Here is an 18,904-nt window from a genome sequence, read left to right on the forward strand (position 1 = left end):
GGCGAGGCCCCACGTCGGTCAGCCGACGTCCCAGCCAGCCTACCAGCACCCGCCCGACCCGGCCGGTCAAGGGCCACGGGCGGGTCGGTGACCGGTCAGTTCAGCGCCCGGCGGGTCCGCTCGACGTCCTGGGCGATCTGGGCGATCAACGGCTCGATCGAATCGAAGCGGGTCTGGCCGCGCAGATGCGCCACGAAGTCCAACGCCAGCCGCTCGCCGTAGAGGTCGCCGTCGAAGTCCAGCGCGTACGCCTCGACCCGCCGCTCCCGGCCGGAGAACGTCGGGTTGGTGCCGATCGACACGGCGGCGGCGAGCGGCTGCCGCTGCCCTCGACGGATCATCCGGGCGGCGTAGACGCCGTCGGCCGGGACCGCCGCGTTTCGGTGGCAGAGCAGGTTCGCGGTCGGGAAGCCGAGTTCCCGCCCACGCTGGTCACCGCGGACGACCACCCCCTCCAACCGGTGCGGGCGACCCAGCGCCGCCGCCGCGGCGGCCACGTCACCCGCGTCGACGCAGGAGCGGATGTAGGTCGAGGAGAAGACCGTGCCCGACTCGGCCACCAGCGGCGGCGCCTCGACGGCGAACCCGAAGGTGCGGCCGAGCCGCTCCAGCAGCGCCACGTCACCGGCGGCCCGGTGGCCGAACCGGAAGTTGTCGCCCACCACCACGAGAGCGGCGTGCAGGTTCTCGACAAGCACGTCGTGCACGAACGCCTCGGCCGACAACCGGGACACCTCGGGCGTGAACGGCATCACACAGAGCACATCGGCCCCGAGGGTCTCGATCAGCTCCGCCTTGCGGTGCGGCTCGGTCAGCACCGCCGGATGGGAGCCGGGGCGCACGACCTCGGCCGGATGCGGGTCGAAGGTGAGCACCACCGACTTGACGCCGAGTTCACGGGCGCGGGCCACGGCGTGCCCGATCGTCGCCTGGTGCCCCTTGTGCACGCCGTCGAAGACGCCGATGGTGACGACCGACCGTCCCCAGCCACCGGGCGCCGCGTCGTACCCCCGCCACCGCTGCATGCTGCTCCTCCGCTGTCGTTCACCGCCGAACGCCGACGGTCGGCCGTCCGGTACCCGGCGTCAGGCCGGGGCGAGCACGATCTCCGCGCGGGCCCGGCCGGCCCGCTCGCTGACGATAGCGATCAGCCCACCGGCCGGATCGAAGACCGCGTACGGCCCGGTGCGGCCGACCGGATCGAGCGGACCGCCGTGCGACAGCACCTTCGCCTCCTCCTCGGTGGCGTCCCGGCGCGGGAAGAACCGCTCGGCGGCGGCCGCGAGCGGCAGGTCCACCACGTCCGGCGCACGGTGCTCCAGCTCGTCGAGGGTGGCCGCCTCCGCCACGGTGAACCCCCCCACGGCGGTGCGGCGCAGGGCGGTCAGGTGGCCGCCGACGGCGAGGGCCAGACCCGCGTCGCGGGCGATCGCCCGGATGTACGTCCCGGTCGAGCAGGCCACGTCGATGTCGACGTCGACCACGTCGGGCGAGGTCCGGCGGATCGCCAGCACGTCGAGCCGGGACACGGTGACCCGCCGGGCCGGCAGGTCGACGCTCTCCCCCGCACGGACCCGCTTGTACGCGCGCTGGCCGTTGATCTTGATGGCGCTCACCGCGCTCGGCACCTGGTCGATCTCCCCGGTCAACCCGGCCAGGGCGGCCCGGACCGCCTCGTCGGTGAGCGTCCCGGCGGGAGTGGTGGCGATCACGTCGCCCTCCGCGTCATCGGTGACGGTGGCCTGGCCCAGCCGGATGGTCGCCGCGTAGCTCTTGTCCGCACCGATCACGTACGTCAGCAGTCGGGTGGCCCGGCCGATCCCGATCACCAGGACCCCGGTGGCCATCGGATCGAGCGTGCCGCCGTGACCGACCCGCCGGGTCCGCGCCAACCGACGCAACCGGGCGACCACGTCGTGCGAGGTCATACCGCCGGGCTTGTCCACCACGATCAGGCCGTCTGTGCTCACGACGTGCAAGCCTGCCAGACCCGCGCGCCCGCCCGAGCACCGGACAGGGCGCTGAAAACGGGATGTTCGCGCTGGGACCGCCCTGCCACGATGGGCTCATCGGCGACGGTGAGTGCCGCGCCGGCAGACACGGGGAGAACGAGATGAGCACGGACCGTGGTCCCGATCGCGCGCGTCGGCCCGACGATTCGGTCGGCCTGCATACGCCCGATCAGCCCAGCGCGCTGCCGGACTGGATGCTGAATCCACCACCGGCGAGGCGCACGCTGGGCGTCCGACTCGCCGAGGGCGTGGCCGCGCTGCCCGGTGCCGGGGCCCTGCGGCGCCGCTGGTGGGCCTGGCAGCGACGACAGCCCCTGCGTCAGCGCTACCCCAACACCGTGAAGATCCTCGCCCTACTCGTCTCCTTCGTGGCGAGCCTGGCCCTGGTACTCGTCATCTACGCGCTCTACGGCCAGGTCTTGTCAGGCGGGTAGGCGCTCCGCGCCGATGACCGCCCAGCCACCGCTGCGCAGCCGCAGCAGCAGCCCGACGAGGCGGATCACGGTGAACAGCATCAGCCCGGCCCAGATGCCACCGAGCCCGAGATCGAGGGCGTACGCCAGCCAGATCGCCGGCAGGAAGCCGCCGAGCGCGCCGACGACGGTGAGGTTGCGCAGATAGCGGATGTCGCCCGCGCCGATCAGCACACCGTCGAGGGCGAACACCACCCCGGCCAGTGGCAGCATCGCGGCGAACCAGGGCCACGCCACCAGCGCCTGCTCGTGGACCGCGCGATCGGAGGTGAACCAGGTGGGCACCACGGTGGCACCAGCCGCGGCGAGCACGGCGAACGCCGTACCGCAGATCGCGCCCAGCCGGCCGCTCCGGCGGGCCAGCGCCCGGGCCGTCGCGTCGTCACCACCGCCGAGCGCCGCACCGACGAGCGCCTGCGCGGCGATCGCCAGCGCGTCGAGCACCAGCGCCGCGAAGAACCAGAGCTGCACGGCGATCTGGTGGGCGCCCACCGTGGCGGCACCGAACCGGGCGGCCACCGCCGTGGCGGACAGGAAACTGGCCTGGAAGGCCACCCCACGGATCAGCAGGTCCCGGCTGAGCACCAACTGCTGGCCGATGACCCGGGGACGCGGGCGCAGCGCCACCCGCTCGGCCACCAGGGCGGCGGCGAAGAGTGCCCCGGAGAGGGTCTGCGCGATCACGTTCGCCACCGCCGAGCCGATCAGCCCCATGCCCACCGGATAGACGAGCACCGGGCAGAGCACCGCGGAGAGCAGGTTGGGGCCGACCACGAAGAGCAGCGGCCGACGGGTGTCCTGCACACCCCGCAGCCAACCGTTGCCGGCGGCGGCGAGCAGCAGCCCGGGAGCACCGAACGCGGCGATGCGCAGCCACTCGGCGGCGGCGAGCGCCACCTCACCACCGCCGGCCAGGGCACCGCCAGGGCACCGCCGCCGATCTGCATGCCGACGACGACCACCAGCCCGACACCAAGGGCCGACCAGGACGCCTGGACCCCCTCGGCCACCGCCGCGGCGCGGTCGCCGGCACCGTACCGGCGGGCCGCGCGGCCGGTCGTGCCGTACGCGACCACGGTCCCCAGCCAGGCGGTGAGGGTCATCACGGTGCCACCGACGGCCACCGCCGCGAGCGGCACCCGGCCCAGGTGGCCGACGACCGCCGTGTCGACGAGCACGTAGAGCGGCTCGGCGGCGAGTACCACGAGGGCGGGCAGGGCTAGCGCGGCGATTCGGCGCGGCGAGGCGACCCGATCGGCGGCAAGGGTGGACTGGCTCATCGGCGCCGATGGTGGCACGCGGAATGTAAGGGGATCAAACTGGGGTGCTACTTACCGGGGTGAACGTTGTCCCGGGTCAGTGTGGTGGCGCCGCCCCTCAGTACGGCGGCGCGCAGGAATCGTTCGGACCGGTGGTGACGTCGCACGCTTCGGCGGCCGGACGTCACCACCGGCCGGACACCGTCACTGACGGGTGTCCATGGAGGTCTGCAGGGCGCGACGGGCCTGCTCGCGGGCCTCGTCAGTGGTCTCGGGCTGGGGCTTGGCGGCCATCGTGGGCTCCCTTCCGGGGCACGCGTCACCGAGCGCGGCGGCGCGTCACGGGCGGTGCGGGGACTGTCGCCCGAGACCGGTTCCGGGATCGCCGGAACGGCGGAGGGCGGCCTGTTGGCCCGGGTCGGTCAACCCTGGAGCGCGAGCGGCACCGGGTATGGCTCCGCCCTGACCTGCGCTGAAAGCGACGCCGGCCGTTTCCCAAGTTATCGTTCAGGTCCACATGGTGCGTACTGTTCCCGCGATCTGGACAGGTTGCCGCACCATCAACGGGCCAGGAAGTGCCAGCCGATCCACCACCAGAACCCGAACAGACCGATCCGGCCCACCGGCACCGGCCCCACCTCGTACCGCATCACGTACCCGCAGAGTTCGCCGAGCGTCGGGATCTTCGAGCCCTCCCGTCGGGCCAGCCACTCGACCAGCCCGAACAGTGCCAGCCCGACCAGGAACCCGCCGATCGCCAGTGCCCGCATCATCGCCGCACCAGCCCCCAGAACGCCGACAGCCAGACCAACCAGGCCGCGGACCGGACCAGGCGGTCCTCCAGCAGCGGGTCGGCCAGCAGCGAGAAGGTGGGAAAGTCGTCACCGGCCGCCGCGATGAAGGTGACCCCCTCGAAGATCCCGAACACCACCACCGGCAGCGTCCACCAGACCGCACCGGGCCGCAACCGCTCCGGCGCCGGACGAGCCTGCACCCGCTTGGTCAGGCCGAGCCAGATCAGCACCCCGCCAGCACCGAACACATAGACGTTGGCCTCGGTCGAGAACGACGGGAAGCGGCCACCCACCAGGGAGAGGGCGACAAGCACCGGTACGCAGACGACCGGCCGCTCCCAGGTGCGAGGGGTGTCGACGGTGAGGTCGTGGGGCTGCTCCATCATCCGATTCTCCCCGCCCTGTCCAGGTGCCGAAGTCTCGACGCCCCGGAGCTGACCCTGAAATCACCCCTGCTGGTCGGCGTCGCTCTCCGGGTCGTACGCCCGCAACTGGGCCCGGATCCGCTCGACGACCTCGTCCACCGTGCCACGGCCGGTGAAACCGGCGGCCAACCGGTGCCCGCCGCCGCCCAGCGCGACCGCCACCCGACTCACGTCGGTCGCGCCCTTGCTGCGCAGGGAGACCGCCCACACGGCCGGCGCGGTCTGCTTGACCACACAACTGACGTCGGCCTCGGCGGTGCAACGCACCGGATCGATGAGCGCCTCCAGCACGTACGGCCGCTGCTCGTGGCGGGCCAAGTCGTCCAGGGTCGCGTAGGTCCAGACCAGGCCCTGCCCGCCGGCCTCCTCCGGCTCCAGCCGGGCCCGCCCGAGCACCTCACCGAACAGCCGCACCGCGCCGAACGGCCGGCTGTCGAACACCCGTCGCGAGATGTCACCCGGCCGGATCCCGGTGGCCAGCAGCCGGGCCGCCATCTCGTGCACCGCCGGGGTGGTCGCGTCGAACCGGAACGACCCGGTGTCGGTGCTCAGCGCCACGTACAGGCACTCGGCGATGCCGGCGTCCAGCGGCACGCCGAGCCGCTCCAGCAGCTGCTCGGCGAGCACGGAGGTCGCCGCCGCCGCCGGGTCCACCAGGTTCACGTCGCCGAAGCCGCGGTTCGAGGCGTGATGGTCGAGCACCAGGGCGGTGCCCTTCCCGGTCAACCGGCCGGCCAGCTCACCGAGCCGCGACTCGCTCGCCGCGTCGAAGCAGATGACCAGGTCCGGCTCGGGTTCCGCCTCCCCCTCCGATACCAGCAGGTCCAGACCGGGCAGGCCGCGCAACGGCTCGGGCACCTCCGGCGGACCGGGGAAGGTGGCCTGCACCCGGTGGATTCCGAGCCGCCGCAGCCCGAGCGCGAAGCCGAGCATGCTGCCCAGCGCGTCCCCGTCCGGGTTGACGTGACAGATCAGCAGCACCCGGCCGTCGGCGGGCAGTTGGCGGACCGCCGCCACCGCGGCGGCCCAGTCGGCCTCGGTCGGCCCGGATGCCGGCGCGGACGGACTCGACCCGGCCGAGTCGACCGGCCCGGCGGTCGCGGCCCGAGCCGACGCCGCCGCCGGCCGAACCCACCCGGCCGGGGCCGGGCTGTCGCCGCACGGCGGGATCCGGCTCGGTCACGGCACCACCGGAGGGAGCGGTCACCGACGGTCCCCGCCCCGGGCCTCGTCGGCGGTTCCGTCTGGTTCGTCCTCGTCCTCGTCCTCGGTGCCGCTGTCGTCCTCGTCGAGGCGGTACGGCTGCGCCTCACCGGCGTACTCGGCCCGTGCCGCCAGGCGCTGCACCTCGGCATCGGCGTTGCGGGCCGCGGCGAGCAGATCGTCGATGTGCTTGACCTGATCCTGGACGTCGTCCAGGACGAAGGTCAGCGTCGGCGAGTGCCGCAACCCGAGTGCCTTGCCGACCGTGCTGCGCAGCATGCCCTTGGCGCTGTCCAGCGCGGCTGCGGTGCCCGCCTGGGCCGCCGCGTCGCCGAGCACGGTGTAGAAGACCGTCGCGTCCCGCAGGTCGGCGGTGATCCGGGCGTCGGTAATGGTGATCATCCCGAGTCGGGGGTCCTTGATCTGACTCCGCACCACCGACGCGACCAGCTCGCGCACCCGTTCCGCGTGCCGGCGTACCTTGGCCGCATCCGTCATCTCCGCCACCTCCACGGCGTCCCGCCACCGGCCGGGTTTCGGTGACGCCGGCGTCACCGGAGCCCGCACCGACCCCAACACTCGAACCCTACCCGCGCCCCTTGCCCTGTCGTGCGGGGCGGAGGGCAACCGGGCTCAGTCGTCGTCGCCGTGCAAGCGACGACGCACCGACAGCAGTTCGACCTCCGGACGGCCCGCCACCAGACGCTCGCACGAGTCGAGCACCTCGCGGGCGTGTGCCGCCTCGGCGGCCACCACCGCCACCCCTATCTCCGCTCGTCCGTGCAGGTCGAGCGCCCCCACCTCGGCGGCCGACACGTCGAACCGGCGCAGCGCCGCGACGATCGGCCGCACGTACGACCTCTTGGCCTTCAGCGACCGGGAGTCCCCCGGCAGCAGCAGGTCGAAAACTACGGTTGCGGTGTACATCGCTGCGGACACTACCCGCACCCCACCCCACATGATCAAGGGGTTTACGCCAAACGGCGTAAACCCCTTGACCAGTGCGTCACCGCAGGATCAGGCGCGAACCTTCTCCCGCATCTCGAAGGTCTCGATCACGTCGCCGACCTGGACGTTGTTGTAACCACCCAGGGTCAGACCGCACTCGAAGCCCTCCCGGACCTCCGTCGCGTCGTCCTTGAACCGCTTGAGCGAGCTGATCGTGAGGTTGTCCGCCACGACCGTGCCGTCGCGCAGCAGGCGCGCCTTCGCGTTCCGTCGGATGACACCCGACCGGACGATGCAACCGGAGATGTTGCCGATCTTGGACGAGCGGAACACGTCGCGGATCTCCGCGCTGCCGAGCTCGACCTCCTCGTACTCCGGCTTGAGCAGACCCTTGAGCGCCGCCTCGATCTCCTCGATGGCCTGGTAGATGACGGTGTAGTACCGGATCTCCACGCCCTCGCGGTCGGCCATCTCGCGGACCTTGTTCGAGGCCCGCACGTTGAAGCCGATGATCGTGACCGGCTCGGACGAGGCGCTCGCGAGCATGATGTTGCTCTCGGTGATCGAGCCGACGCCCCGGTCGAGGACCTTGAGCTGGACCTCCTCGGGAATGTCGAGGTTGAACAGCGCGTCCTCCAGGGCCTCCACCGAACCGGAGACGTCACCCTTGAGGATGAGGTTGAGCGACGTCTTCTCGCCCTCCTTGAGCTGCTCCATGAGCGTCTCGAGGGTGGCCCGGCCACGGGAGTTGGCGAACGCCGCCGCCCGCCGGCGGGCCTGCCGCTGCTCGGCGATCTGCCGCACCGTGCGGTCGTCCGCCGCGGCGAGGAAGGTGTCGCCCGCGCCCGGCACCGCGGTCAGACCGAGGACCATGACCGGACGCGCCGGCCCCGCCTCGGTGACCTGGTTGCCGTTCTCGTCGAGCATCGCCCGGACCCGGCCGTGCGCCCCACCGGCGACGATCGAGTCGCCCGCCCGCAGGGTGCCCTTCTGCACCAGCACCGTCGCGACCGCACCACGGCCCTTGTCCAGGTGCGCCTCGATGGCCACACCCTGCGCCGGCCCGTCGGTCGGAGCGGTCAGCTCCAACGACGCGTCGGCGGTGAGCAGCACCGCTTCGAGCAGTTCCTCGATGCCGATGCCGGGCTTCGCGGCCACGTTGACGAACATGGTCTCGCCGCCGTACTCCTCGGCGACCAGGCCGTACTCGGTCAGCTGCTGGCGGACCTTGTCCGGGTTCGCCTCCGGCTTGTCGACCTTGTTGACCGCGACCACGATCGGCACCTCGGCCGCCTTGGCGTGGTTCAACGCCTCGATGGTCTGTGGCATGACACCGTCGTCGGCCGCGACCACCAGGATCACGATGTCCGTGACCTGGGCACCACGGGCACGCATGGCGGTGAACGCCTCGTGGCCCGGGGTGTCGATGAACGTCACCGCGCGGTCCTCGCCCTCGTGCGGGACGTGGACCTGGTAGGCACCGATGTGCTGGGTGATGCCTCCGGCCTCGCCGGCGACGACGTTCGCCTTGCGGATCGCGTCGAGCAGCTTGGTCTTACCGTGGTCGACGTGACCCATGACGGTCACCACCGGTGCCCGGCTGACCAGGCGGTCCTCCGCGACCTCGGCGTCGAGGTCGATGTTGAACTGCGCGAGCAGCTCGCGGTCCTCGTCCTCCGGGCTGACGATCTGCACGTTGAAGCCGAGGTGTTCCCCCAGCAGCAGCAGCGTGTCGTCGGAGCACGACTGGGTCGCGGTGACCATCTCGCCCAGGTTGAACATCTCCTGGACCAGCGAACCCGGGTTGGCGTTGATCTTGTCAGCGAAGTCCGACAGCGAGGCGCCACGGGAGAGGCGTACCGTCTGCCCCTGGCCCCGGGGGGCACCCGAGCTCATGGTCGGAGCCGACAGGTTGTCGAACTCCTGTCTGCGCTGCTTCTTGGACTTGCGACCACGGGTCGGCTTGCCGCCCGGACGCCCGAAGGCACCGGCGGCACCACCGCCACGGCCACGACCACCGCCGCCGGGGCGACCGCCGCCACCGGCCGGCGCACCCAGGCGGAATCCACCGCCACCGCCGCCGCCACCGGGACCGCCACGGTAGCCACCGCCACCGCCGCCGCCACCGGGACCGCCACGGTAACCACCGCCACCGCCGCCGCCACCGGGAGCCGCCACGGTAGCCACCGCCACCGCCGCCACCGGGACGACCGGCACCGCCACCGGCACGACCGGCACCAGGCCACCGGGGCGACCCGGCCGCTGGCTCGGCATCGAGGCCGGCTGGGCCGCGGCGGCATCGAGGCCGGGCTGGGCCGCGGCGGCATCGACGCCGGGCTGGGCCGGGAACCACCGGCACCGGCGGCGGCGGCCGCTGCTGCTGGCTGCCCTGGATACCGAAGGGGTTGTTACCGGCGCCGCGCGCCGGCGGGCGACCCTGCCGGCCACCCGGACCCGGGTTGGTGGGACCAGGACGACCCGCGGCCGGGGAACCCGGGCGGGGCGGCATCGCGCCGGGACCGGGTCGGGGACCCGGACGGGCGCCACCGTCGGCCGGGGGCTCCGGCGGACGTTGTCCGCGCTGCTGCTGGCGGGCGGCCTGGGCGGCCTTGACCGCGGCCTCCTGCTCAGCCTTCAGGGCGGCGGCACGCGCACTATCCGCGGCGGCACACCTCGATGTCGTGAGCGCTCGCCGGCTTGGCGACCGGGGCCGCCGGCGGCGGCGGACCGGGCACCGGACCCTTCGGCTTCGGCCCGGGCACCGCCGACGCCGTGGCGGCGTCGGCTTGGCGGTGACCCGAGGCTCGCCGAGGGTCGGCGACGGGGTCGGTGCCGCCGTCGGAGCCGGTGCGGCCGGCGCGGCCGCCGGGGCTCCGGAGCCGCCCGAGGCGACGAAGGCGTTGCGCAGCCGTCGGGCGACAGGCGCCTCGACGGTGCTCGACGCGGACTTGACGAACTCGCCCATCTCCTTGAGCTTGGCGAGTACGGTCTTGCTTTCGACCCCGAGCTCTTTTGCAAGCTCGTGTACGCGGGCCTTACCTGCCACTGCACTCCTCACTCCGAGGTCGTGCGGGCAGCACCCGCAGCGACCTCACTCGTGCACTTGAAGCCTGATCATTTCTGGGACTTCATCGTGTGCTCATGTCGGTCGTCCTACCTTGCTAGCGGCCCTCGTCCGGTCGGGTGACCGGACGTGGTGGTTGACGCGTCAGGTACTCCGCGAGGGCCCCGTCATCCGGAACCCCGGCGACACGCAGCGCGCGCCCGAAGGCACGACGCCGCACTGCCTGCGCGAAGCAGGCCGGATCCGGGTGCATGTTCGCTCCCCGACCCGGCAGCGTGCGGGCCGGATCGGGTCGGAGGCTGACATCAGCCTCGTCGCCAATCGCGACAATCCGCAGCAGTTCACTGGCCGGTGCGCGCCGTCGACAACCCACACAGGTGCGCTCCGGCAGCGCGCGTCGTGCCACTGGTGGAAGTCTACCCCTAGCTACCCGACACCGCTCCGCCCGGTTCCCGGACGTGATCAGCTTCAGCTTGCCCGGCGGGGGCGGCCGGCTCGGCGTCGGAACGGATGTCGATCCGCCAACCGGTCAACCGGGCAGCAAGTCGGGCATTCTGCCCCTCCCGCCCGATCGCGAGCGACAGCTGGAAATCCGGAACCGTCACCCGCGCGGCCCGATTGGCCAGGTCGACCACCTCGACGCGCAGCGCCTTGGCCGGGGAGAGCGCGTTACCGACGAAGGTCGCCGGGTCGTCCGACCAGTCGATGATGTCGATCTTCTCGCCGTGCAGTTCGCTCATCACCGCCCGGACCCGCTGGCCCATCGGGCCGATGCAGGCGCCCTTGGCGTTGACCCCGGCCGCGGTGGAACGCACCGCGATCTTCGTACGGTGACCCGCCTCACGGGCGATCGCGCCGATCTCGACCGTGCCGTCGGCGATCTCCGGCACCTCCAGGGCGAACAGCTTCTTCACCAGATTCGGGTGCGTCCGGGACAGCGTGATCTGCGGGCCACGCATTCCCTTGGCCACGTGCACCACCACGCAACGGATCCGCTCGCCGTGGGTGTACCGCTCGCCGGGCACCTGCTCCGACTGTGGCAGCACACCCTCGAGCTTGCCCAGGTCGACGGTGACGATGCCCTTCTCGGCCCGCGCCTCGTGCGCCTGCACCACCCCGGTGACCAGGTCGCCGTCGCGGCCGACGTACTCACCGAAGTGCACCTCGTCGGTGGCCTCCCGCAGCCGCTGGAGGATCACCTGCTTGGCGGTCATGGCAGCGATCCGACCGAAGTCGTGCGGGGTGTCGTCCCACTCCCGCTCCACGGTGCCCTCGGCGCCCAACTCCTGGGCGTAGACAAGTGCCGCGCCGGTCTTCCGGTCGATCTCCACCCGGGCGTGCGACTGCGCCCCCTCGGTGTGCCGGTACGCGGTCAGCAGCGCGGTCTCGATCGCCGCGAGGATCGTGTCGAACGGGATCTCCCGCTCGCGCTCCAGTGCGCGCAGCGCCGCGAGGTCGATGTTCACCTCTCCTCGTCCTCCACATCGTCATCGTCGTCGACGTCTTCTGATTCGGCCAACTCGTCCAGGCGGGTGAACTCGACCTGTACCCGGCCCGGGCCGAGGTCGGCGTAGGCCCACCGGGTACGGTCCGCGTCGGTCTCCAGCACCACGCGTTCGGCGTTGGCGTCGACCACCCGGCCGGTGACCTGCCGGTCGCCCCCGGACGGCGGGTTACCGCGTACGGTCACCCGAACCAGCCGCCCGACGTTGCGGCGCCAGTGCCGGGGCAGCGTCAACGGACGGTCCACCCCCGGCGAGCTGACCTCGAGCTGATATTCCCCCGCGACGATGTCGCCGCCGCTCTCCTCCGCCGCGTCCAGCGCGGTGGAGACGGCGCGCGACACGTCGGCCACCGCGTCCAGGTTGATCCCGCCGTCGGCGTCGACGATCACCCGCACCACGTGCCGGCGGCCGGCTCGGGAGACGGTGAGATCCTCCAGGTCGTAGCCGGCGGCCTGCACCACGGGCGCGATCACCGAGCGCAGCCGCTCGCGGCGGGCGGCGAGGTCGCCACGGGAGGTCTGACCCGCGCGTGCAGCCTGGCCACCGCGGGGTCGACCCGTCGTCCTGGTGGCACGGCCACGCTGCGTCATCCGAAGAACCCTTCCGCTGCTCGCCGACGCCATGCCGGCACGCCACCGGTGCGGACGCGCCGGTGGCTGCGCAGAGCGTAACGCGCCGCCGGGACGAGGGCCCGGGCGGCGCACCGACGCCACCGCCGGACACACCGCGCGGCGATGGTGTTGACTTGTCCGGTGGCGATGGGCAGAACGACGCGGCAGGACGACGCCTCCGAGCTTTCCCGACGCGGCCTGCTGCGGGCCGGTGCGCTGCTGGCGCTCGGTGGGGCCGCCGCTCCGCTGACCGGTTGCGGCCTGCTCGACCGCGACGAACCACCGCCGCTGCCCGACCCGCTCGCGCCGCTGCTGGACGAGTCCCGACAGCTCGCGGCCGGTCTGCGCGCCGCCGCCACCGCCCACCCCGACCTGGCCGCCCGGCTGCTCCCGCTCGCCGAGTCGCACGAGGCGCACGCCACGGAAATCGCCCGGCTGACCGGTGCGGCGACCGCCACCGCCCCGCCCACCGCCACGGCCGCCCCGTCGGGCACGCCGCCGACGGATCGCTCGGCGACGCTTGCCGCACTGCGCAGGTCCGAGCGCGCCGGCCGGGAGGCGGCGATCCGGCCTGCGCCACGGCGCCCGCCGAGCGCGTAGCGCTGCTCGGGTCGGTCGCCGCCGCTCGCGCCACCCACCTGGAGGCGCTGCGATGAGCGAATCCGCCGAGGCGCTCGCCGCCGCCCTCACCGCCGAGTACGCCGCGATCTGGGCCTACGGCCCCGTCGGGGTCCGACTCAGCGGGGCCGAGCGCAAAGCCGCGGCCGAGGCCGAGGCCGCCCACCGGGCTCGCCGGGACGCGCTCGTGGTGCAGTTGAGTACCGGTGGCGGCAGCGTTCCGCCGGATCGGGCCGGGTACGCGTTGCCCTTCCCGGTGACCGACCGGGCCAGCGCACTGCGGCTCGCCGTGCAGGTGGAGGAACGTACCGCGGCCTTCTGGCGGGCGGCGCTGCCGGTCAGCACCGGCGCCGATCGGGATCGGGCCCTGGCCGCCCTGGTGGAGTACGCGGTCCGGGCGACCCGCTGGCGGCGCAGCGCCGGAATCGCCCCGCTGACCGTGCCGTTCCCGGGCCGGCCGAGCTGAACCGGCCCGGCGGACCCACCCGGGCGTAGTCGAATTCACGTCCGCGCCGGTTGCGGTCCGCATACCAGGTATGCATACTCCGGTCCATGTCCATCCGCCACGGCCTGCTCGCGCTGCTCGAACGCGGGCAGATGTACGGCTACCAGCTCCGGGCCGCCTTCGAGGAGTCGACCGGCGCCACCTGGCCGCTGAACATCGGGCAGGTCTACACGACCCTGTCCCGGCTGGAGCGGGACGGGTTGGTCAGGTCGCTGCCGGAGAGCGAAGCCGGCCAACGGCCGTACGAGATCACCGACGCCGGGCGGGCGGACCTGGCCCTGTGGTTCGCCACCCCGATCAGCCGCAGCGACCGCCCGCGCGACGAGTTGGCGATCAAGCTGGCGCTGGCGTTGACCACCCCCGGGGTGGACGTCCGCGCGGTGGTCCAGACCCAGCGGACCGCCACCATGCGCACGTTGCAGGAGTTGACCAGGCTGAAGTACGCCAGCGACCGGCCGGAGGATCTGCCGTGGCGGCTGGTGCTGGACGCCATGGTGTTCCAGGCCGAGGCCGAGGTGCGCTGGCTCGACCACTGTGAGAGCAGTCTGGTACGGCACCGCCCCCCGGCCGCCGGCCCAGCGCCCCTCTCCGAGGCGGTGGGCCACAGTGGTGAGGAGGCACGACGGTGACCACTGGCGGCGGACGGATGCCGGCCGCACCCGACCCGCGAGCCGCGTCCGACGCCGCCGCGACCGCCGACCCGGCCGTCCCCGGCCCGGCCGGCGACACCGTACTCGACCTGCGTGACGTGCATCGCACGCACGGCAGCGGCCCGGCGGCGGTATGCACGCCCTGCGCGGGGTGAGCCTGGCCGTGCGCCCCGGCGAACTGGTCGCCGTGATGGGCCCCTCCGGCTCCGGCAAGTCCACCCTGCTCACCCTGGCCGGCGGGCTGGACAGCCCGACCGCGGGTGAGGTGCACGTCGAGGGGCAGCCGCTGCACGCCCTCGACCGGCGCGGGCTGGCCCGGCTGCGCCGCCGGCGCATCGGATACATCTTCCAGAACCTGAACCTGATCGGCAGCCTGACCGCCGTGGAGAACGTCGCCCTCCCCCTCGAACTGGACGGCACCGGGGTACGAGCGGCCCGCCGGCTGGCCCTCGACGCACTGACCGAGGTGGGGCTGTCGGAGCTGGGTGACCGGTTCCCGGACCAGCTCTCCGGTGGCCAGCAGCAACGCGTCGCCATCGCCCGGGCGTTGGTCGGGCAGCGGCGACTGGTGCTGGCCGACGAGCCGACCGGGGCGTTGGACTCGCAGACCGGGGAGGCGGTGCTGCGGCTGCTGCGCCGCCGGGTCGACGCCGGGGCCGCCGGAGTGCTGGTCACCCACGAGGCGCGCCATGCCGCCTGGGCCGACCGGGTGGTCTTCCTGCGCGACGGCGTGACGGTCGACTCTCCGACCGCCCCGCTGGCCGGCGTGGAGGCCCTGCTCAGCGGCAGCGGCTCGGTGAGCGGTCGACCGTCCGGACCGACCGGCGGCGGGCGGCTGGCCGAGGCGCTCGGCTCGTGGCGGCCGCGCTGCGGATCGCCCGACGGGGAGGCGAGGCGGGCGCGCGGGCGCACCACCCTGGTACTGGCGATGATCGTCCTGCCGGTGCTGGCGTTGAGCTTCGTCGCGGTCAGCGTCGACATGGCTCGGCTGACCCCGAGCGAGGAACTGGAACGTCGGCTCGGCAACGCCGACGCGGAACTCCGGGTGGTGGGACGCGGCCCGGTCGAGCAGAACTCCGACGGCAGCGGCTGGACCTCCGGAGACGCGGACAAGCCCCCCACCGCACCGGTCACCGCAGCATTTTTCGCCGCGCTGCTGCCCGAGGGCAGCCGGGTGCTGCCGGTACGTCGCTGGGTGCCGTTCAGTGCCTGGCGGGGCGACCGGATCCGGGACGACGTCGCCGCCACCGTGATCGACCTGACCGACCCCCTCGGGCGCGGCCTGGCCCGGGTCCACCGAGGCCGGGTACCGGCCGCCGCCGACGAGATCGCGGTGAACCTGGCAGCCCGACGCAGCCTCGGCGTCGACGTCGGGGACCGGGTCGTGGCCGCGGACGGCAGCCGCACCTGGACGGTCGTCGGCGTGGCCGAACTCCCCGAGCAACTGACCCCGATGGTCCTCCTGCACCCCGCCGGGGCGCCGGTGGAGACCGACCCCGACGAGGTCTTCCTGGCCGACCTGTCCGGCCCGCTCACCGACGACGTCTTCCGGCACCTCAACCGCAACGGTGTCGTGGTGGCCGCCCGGGTACCCGCGCCGCCCGGGAAGCTGCCCCAGCACGTCGACTCGCCCACGGGCCGGATGAGCCTGGAGGAGGTCAGTACCGGCGTGCTGATCGGCGGGCTCGGTCTGCTCGAGGTGGTGCTCCTGGTCGGGCCCGCGTTCGCCGTCGGGGTGCGCCGTCGGCGACGGGAACTGGCTCTGGTGGCGGTGGCCGGTGGCGACGCGGTGCAGCTGCGCCGGGTGGTGCTCGCCGACGGCGTGGTGCTGGGCGGAGTCGGCGCCGTGACCGGGATCGCGCTCGGCGTGGCCGCCGCCTTCGCCGGCCGACCCCTGGTCGAGCAGTTCATCTTCTCGCAGCGGTTCGGCGGTTACCGTGTCTGGCCCGCCGCCCTGGTCGTGATCGCCCTGGTCGCGGTGCTGGCCGGGGTGCTGGCCGCGCTGGCACCGGCGTGGACGGCCGCCCGGCAGGACGTGGTGGCTGGGCTCGCGGCCGGCGCACCGCGCCCGTGCACCGACGTCGGTGGCTGGCCATCGGCACGCGCGGCACGCCGGCGGGACCGTCGTGGCCGCGATCGGCGCTGTGGTCACCTCGCAGCCGGTCATCCTCGCCGGGCTGGTGCTGGGCGAACTGGGGCTGGTGTTCGCCACCCCGACGCTCGTCGGACTGCTGGCCCGGCTCGGTCGGTTCCTCCCGCTGGCACCCCGGATCGCGGTACGCGACGCGAGCCGCAACCGTGCGTCGGCCGCGCCGGCCATCTCCGCCGTGATGGCCGCGGTCGCCGGCAGTGTCGCCCTCGGTCTCTTCCTGGCCAGCGACGACGCGCGCAACGAGCAGCAGAACCGGGCGTTGCTGCCGGAGCACACCGTGCTGGTCACCACCGGCGGCGATCCCGCGACGGACCGCCCGCCCACCCGCGACGAGATCAGCGGCCCGGCGCGGCGGCTGCTCGGTGCCGACACGATCGCTCCGCTGGTGGCGGCCGGCTGCTCGCCGGACTTCTACGCCCGCACCATCACCGCGACCATGCCTCCCGAGCGGGTCTGCCCCTGGCAGCCGTACGAGCCGCTCAGCGCGGCCGACCAGCTGCTGGCCCGCGCCGACCCACGCTGCCAGCACGACGACGAACCGCACGGCCCGTACCTGCGGGTCGCCGTGGACGACGGCACCACGCTGCGGCTGCTGACCGGGGTCGCACCGGCCGACGTCGCGGCCGCCACCGCCACGTTGCGCGCGGGCGGCGCGGTGATCACCGACGCCCGCTTCTCCACGACGACCGTCTGGATCTCCGGGTCGAACACGGGGACGAGACCCGGCCCGCGGACACCGCCACCGTGCCCGGACAGCGCTGCACACCGGGCTCGGTGAGCACTGGCTGCTGCTCTCGCCCGCCGCCGCCGACCGGCTCGGGCTGGCGACCTGGCAGGTCGGCTGGGCGTTGGACGCCCGGCGGCCACCGGACCAGCAGCGACAGGACGACCTCGCCGGCGCACTTCGCCCGCTCGGTGCCGCCGGGGTCGCGGTGGAGCGGAACCGGGACTACGACGACACGCGCCCGCTGCTGCTGTTGCTGGCGGCGGTCTCCGCGGTGGTCACCGTCGGCGCCGCCGGCATCGCCACCGGTCTGGCCGCCGCCGAGGGACGGGCCGACCTGTCCACCCTCGCCGCGGTGGGTGCGGGGCCGGGTGTACGCCGCCTGCTCTCGCTCTGCCAGGCCGGCGTGATCGCGGTGCTCGGCTCGGCGCTGGGCATCGTCGCCGGACTCGCCTCAGCCCTGATCGTGCTGGCCTTCACCAACCAGCGGTACGCCGACAGATGGCCGATCGAACCGCCCTATCCACTGGTGATGCCCTGGTTGACCCTGGGCGTGCTGGTGGTGGTGCCACTGGTGGCGATGCTCGGCGCGGCGCTGCTCACCCGGTCCCGGCTACCGGTGGAACGCCGTCTGGACTGACCCGTACCTGACACCGCAGACTGTGCGGATGTCCGTGCTGGGAAGCCTCACCCGCCGGGTCGGTCGGTACCGCTGGTTCGGTGCCACCGTCCGGCTGCTGGTGCCCGTCGACCGGGCCGTCGGGCGACTGACCCGGGGCCGGGTGGTCGCCCTCGGGCTCGTACCGTCGTTGGTGATCACCACGACCGGTCGCCGGTCTGGTCGGCCACGCAGCAACCCGCTGCTCTACGTGCCCGACGGCGACGCCTACGTGGTGGTCGGATCGAACTGGGGCCAGACCCACCAGCCGGCGTGGTCGCTGAACCTGCTCGCCGAACCGAGGGCCGAGGTGGACGTCAAGGGTCGCCGGATCCCGGTACGCGCCGAGGTGGCCACCGGCGCCGAACGCGACCGGCTGTGGCGGCTGCTGGTCGACCAGTGGCCGGCGTACGAGACGTACGTGGCGCGGGCCGGTGGCCGCCAGATCCGGATCTTCCGGCTGGTGCCCGACGACCGCCTCACCTGATCCCGGTCGCGGCTCGACCGGGGGCACCGACACAGGCGTTAGGGTGTGCGGTGACCGACAGGTCGCTGTGGGTGGCGCGAACGCGGGGTGGTCGGCGTGGACGGTGTCCAGGAACACCGGGACGATCCCCGGTGGGACGTGGCCGAGCGGGTCGCCGCGGCCGTCCGGCGGCGTTTCCCGGCCGATGTGCTCGCGGTCGCGGTCCACGGTCCGCTGGCGCACGGCGACGACGACGGCGGTGGCGACGGTGAGGTGGGGCTGCTGGTGGCCACCTACCGGCCCGGCACCGGGCCGCCGCCGGCGACCCGCCGGGTGGACGGCGTGCTCGTCGACCTGACCGTCGTCGCCGCCGAGGAGCGGCTGCGCCAGGCCCGACAGCTGACCAGCCGGTGGCCACTGACCGCCGACCGGTACGTGACCACCCGGGCCCTGCACGACCCGACCGGATGGCTGGCCACGCTGCGCGACGAGCACCTCGGCCGGCTGGCCCGGGCCCGCCCGGCCGAGTTCACCTCGGCCGCCCGCCGGGCCTGGTACCGGGGCAGCGCCGCGCATGCCCGGGCGGCCCGGCTGGCCGAGTGGTACGAGACCGACCAGGCCCTGCTGATGCTCGGCGAGGCCCGGCTCGGTGCCGCCACGGTCAGCGGGCTGCTCAGCCGCACCTACTTCCGGGATGCGGGCGACGCGATACGGCGAACCGGGCTGGCCGGGGCGGACATGACCGAGGTGGGTGCCGTGCTGGCCCGCCAGTCGGCGGAGCTCACCGCCCGCGGCCGTCCGGTCGACGGCACCATCGACGACCTGCTCGACGGCTGA

Annotated in this window: 16 protein-coding genes and 5 pseudogenes; 9 read left to right on the forward strand and 12 right to left on the reverse strand. The window is 73.5% G+C overall.

What is annotated here, in order from left to right:
• Window positions 1–95: 95 nt before the first annotated feature.
• Window positions 96–1,025 carry a bifunctional riboflavin kinase/FAD synthetase gene (locus tag ENC19_RS03455; RefSeq protein ID WP_164445655.1) on the reverse strand — a complete coding sequence of 310 codons (930 nt, stop codon included), beginning with the start codon at window positions 1,023–1,025 and terminating at the stop codon, window positions 96–98.
• 60 nt (window positions 1,026–1,085) lie between these two features.
• Complete coding sequence (gene truB / locus ENC19_RS03460; protein WP_164445656.1) at window positions 1,086–1,970, reverse strand: tRNA pseudouridine(55) synthase TruB; 885 nt, start codon at window positions 1,968–1,970, stop codon at window positions 1,086–1,088.
• Window positions 1,971–2,113: 143 nt separating this feature from the next.
• Between truB and ENC19_RS03465 the strand changes: the two genes are divergently transcribed.
• Window positions 2,114–2,446, forward strand: a complete 333-nt coding sequence (locus ENC19_RS03465) for a hypothetical protein (RefSeq protein WP_164445657.1) — start codon at window positions 2,114–2,116, stop codon at window positions 2,444–2,446.
• On the opposite strand, the pseudogene ENC19_RS03470 reads toward ENC19_RS03465, so the two are convergent.
• From ENC19_RS03470 to rimP, 10 genes and pseudogenes are all read right to left on the reverse strand, one after another.
• Window positions 2,435–3,765, reverse strand: a pseudogene (locus tag ENC19_RS03470) (MATE family efflux transporter). The gene ENC19_RS03465 and the pseudogene ENC19_RS03470 overlap by 12 nt on opposite strands.
• A gap of 539 nt (window positions 3,766–4,304) precedes the next feature.
• A complete protein-coding gene (locus tag ENC19_RS03475) occupies window positions 4,305–4,514 on the reverse strand; it encodes a DUF6186 family protein (RefSeq protein ID WP_199172386.1) in 210 nt (69 codons plus the stop codon).
• Window positions 4,514–4,921, reverse strand: a complete 408-nt coding sequence (locus ENC19_RS03480; RefSeq protein ID WP_164445986.1) for a hypothetical protein — start codon at window positions 4,919–4,921, stop codon at window positions 4,514–4,516. Before ENC19_RS03480 ends, ENC19_RS03475 begins: the two co-directional genes overlap by 1 nt.
• 63 nt (window positions 4,922–4,984) lie before the next feature.
• Entirely contained in the window at window positions 4,985–5,980 is a 996-nt protein-coding gene (locus ENC19_RS03485; RefSeq protein WP_216592596.1) for a DHH family phosphoesterase, read from the reverse strand.
• Between the two features lie 186 nt (window positions 5,981–6,166).
• Window positions 6,167–6,664, reverse strand: a complete 498-nt coding sequence (gene rbfA / locus ENC19_RS03490; RefSeq protein WP_164445658.1) for a 30S ribosome-binding factor RbfA — start codon at window positions 6,662–6,664, stop codon at window positions 6,167–6,169.
• A 135-nt stretch (window positions 6,665–6,799) separates the two neighbouring features.
• Window positions 6,800–7,093 (reverse strand): DUF503 domain-containing protein, encoded by a 294-nt coding sequence (locus tag ENC19_RS03495; protein WP_164445659.1) that lies wholly within the window; start codon window positions 7,091–7,093, stop codon window positions 6,800–6,802.
• A gap of 90 nt (window positions 7,094–7,183) precedes the next feature.
• Window positions 7,184–10,160, reverse strand: a pseudogene (infB, locus tag ENC19_RS03500) (translation initiation factor IF-2).
• A 93-nt stretch (window positions 10,161–10,253) separates the two neighbouring features.
• A pseudogene (locus ENC19_RS29820) lies at window positions 10,254–10,584 on the reverse strand (YlxR family protein).
• Window positions 10,585–10,600: 16 nt separating this feature from the next.
• Window positions 10,601–11,644, reverse strand: coding sequence for a transcription termination factor NusA (gene nusA, locus ENC19_RS03510; RefSeq protein ID WP_164445661.1), 1,044 nt, complete (start codon window positions 11,642–11,644; stop codon window positions 10,601–10,603).
• On the reverse strand, window positions 11,641–12,273 hold the full coding sequence (gene rimP / locus ENC19_RS03515; protein ID WP_164445662.1) for a ribosome maturation factor RimP: 633 nt from the start codon (window positions 12,271–12,273) through the stop codon (window positions 11,641–11,643). The genes nusA and rimP overlap by 4 nt, the downstream gene beginning before the upstream one ends.
• A gap of 219 nt (window positions 12,274–12,492) precedes the next feature.
• On the opposite strand from rimP, the pseudogene ENC19_RS03520 reads away from it, so the two are divergent.
• From ENC19_RS03520 to ENC19_RS03550, 8 genes and pseudogenes are all read left to right on the forward strand, one after another.
• A pseudogene (locus ENC19_RS03520) lies at window positions 12,493–12,950 on the forward strand (hypothetical protein).
• A complete protein-coding gene (locus ENC19_RS03525; RefSeq protein ID WP_164445663.1) occupies window positions 12,947–13,378 on the forward strand; it encodes a ferritin-like domain-containing protein in 432 nt (143 codons plus the stop codon). Before ENC19_RS03520 ends, ENC19_RS03525 begins: the two are co-directional and overlap by 4 nt.
• An 86-nt stretch (window positions 13,379–13,464) precedes the next feature.
• Window positions 13,465–14,046, forward strand: a complete 582-nt coding sequence (locus ENC19_RS03530) for a PadR family transcriptional regulator (protein WP_164445664.1) — start codon at window positions 13,465–13,467, stop codon at window positions 14,044–14,046.
• Between the two features lie 110 nt (window positions 14,047–14,156).
• Window positions 14,157–14,857: pseudogene (locus ENC19_RS03535) on the forward strand (ABC transporter ATP-binding protein); the annotation flags it as partial.
• An 852-nt stretch (window positions 14,858–15,709) separates the two neighbouring features.
• Window positions 15,710–17,353, forward strand: coding sequence for an FtsX-like permease family protein (locus ENC19_RS31260; protein WP_328824150.1), 1,644 nt, complete (start codon window positions 15,710–15,712; stop codon window positions 17,351–17,353).
• Window positions 17,254–17,583: an FtsX-like permease family protein gene (locus ENC19_RS03540; RefSeq protein WP_328824151.1), complete on the forward strand. Its 330-nt coding sequence runs from the start codon at window positions 17,254–17,256 to the stop codon at window positions 17,581–17,583. Before ENC19_RS31260 ends, ENC19_RS03540 begins: the two co-directional genes overlap by 100 nt.
• 28 nt (window positions 17,584–17,611) lie before the next feature.
• Window positions 17,612–18,088, forward strand: coding sequence for a nitroreductase/quinone reductase family protein (locus ENC19_RS03545; protein ID WP_164445666.1), 477 nt, complete (start codon window positions 17,612–17,614; stop codon window positions 18,086–18,088).
• Between the two features lie 96 nt (window positions 18,089–18,184).
• Window positions 18,185–18,904: a nucleotidyltransferase domain-containing protein gene (locus tag ENC19_RS03550; RefSeq protein WP_164445667.1), complete on the forward strand. Its 720-nt coding sequence runs from the start codon at window positions 18,185–18,187 to the stop codon at window positions 18,902–18,904.

Source organism: Verrucosispora sioxanthis, assembly GCF_010560025.1.
Taxonomy (GTDB): domain Bacteria; phylum Actinomycetota; class Actinomycetes; order Mycobacteriales; family Micromonosporaceae; genus Micromonospora; species Micromonospora palythoicola.

Excerpts from the sequence above, each read along its gene's own strand:
- ENC19_RS03455 (WP_164445655.1), bottom strand. The coding sequence starts at position 1,025 with ATGCAGCGGTGGCGGGGGTACGACGCGGCGCCCGGTGGCTGGGGACGG.
- ENC19_RS03465 (WP_164445657.1), top strand. The coding sequence starts at position 2,114 with ATGAGCACGGACCGTGGTCCCGATCGCGCGCGTCGGCCCGACGATTCG.
- ENC19_RS03475 (WP_199172386.1), bottom strand. The coding sequence starts at position 4,514 with ATGCGGGCACTGGCGATCGGCGGGTTCCTGGTCGGGCTGGCACTGTTC.
- ENC19_RS03480 (WP_164445986.1), bottom strand. The coding sequence starts at position 4,921 with ATGGAGCAGCCCCACGACCTCACCGTCGACACCCCTCGCACCTGGGAG.
- rbfA (WP_164445658.1), bottom strand. The coding sequence starts at position 6,664 with ATGACGGATGCGGCCAAGGTACGCCGGCACGCGGAACGGGTGCGCGAG.
- ENC19_RS03495 (WP_164445659.1), bottom strand. The coding sequence starts at position 7,093 with ATGTACACCGCAACCGTAGTTTTCGACCTGCTGCTGCCGGGGGACTCC.
- rimP (WP_164445662.1), bottom strand. The coding sequence starts at position 12,273 with ATGACGCAGCGTGGCCGTGCCACCAGGACGACGGGTCGACCCCGCGGT.
- ENC19_RS03525 (WP_164445663.1), top strand. The coding sequence starts at position 12,947 with ATGAGCGAATCCGCCGAGGCGCTCGCCGCCGCCCTCACCGCCGAGTAC.
- ENC19_RS03530 (WP_164445664.1), top strand. The coding sequence starts at position 13,465 with ATGTCCATCCGCCACGGCCTGCTCGCGCTGCTCGAACGCGGGCAGATG.
- ENC19_RS31260 (WP_328824150.1), top strand. The coding sequence starts at position 15,710 with ATGAGCCTGGAGGAGGTCAGTACCGGCGTGCTGATCGGCGGGCTCGGT.
- ENC19_RS03545 (WP_164445666.1), top strand. The coding sequence starts at position 17,612 with ATGTCCGTGCTGGGAAGCCTCACCCGCCGGGTCGGTCGGTACCGCTGG.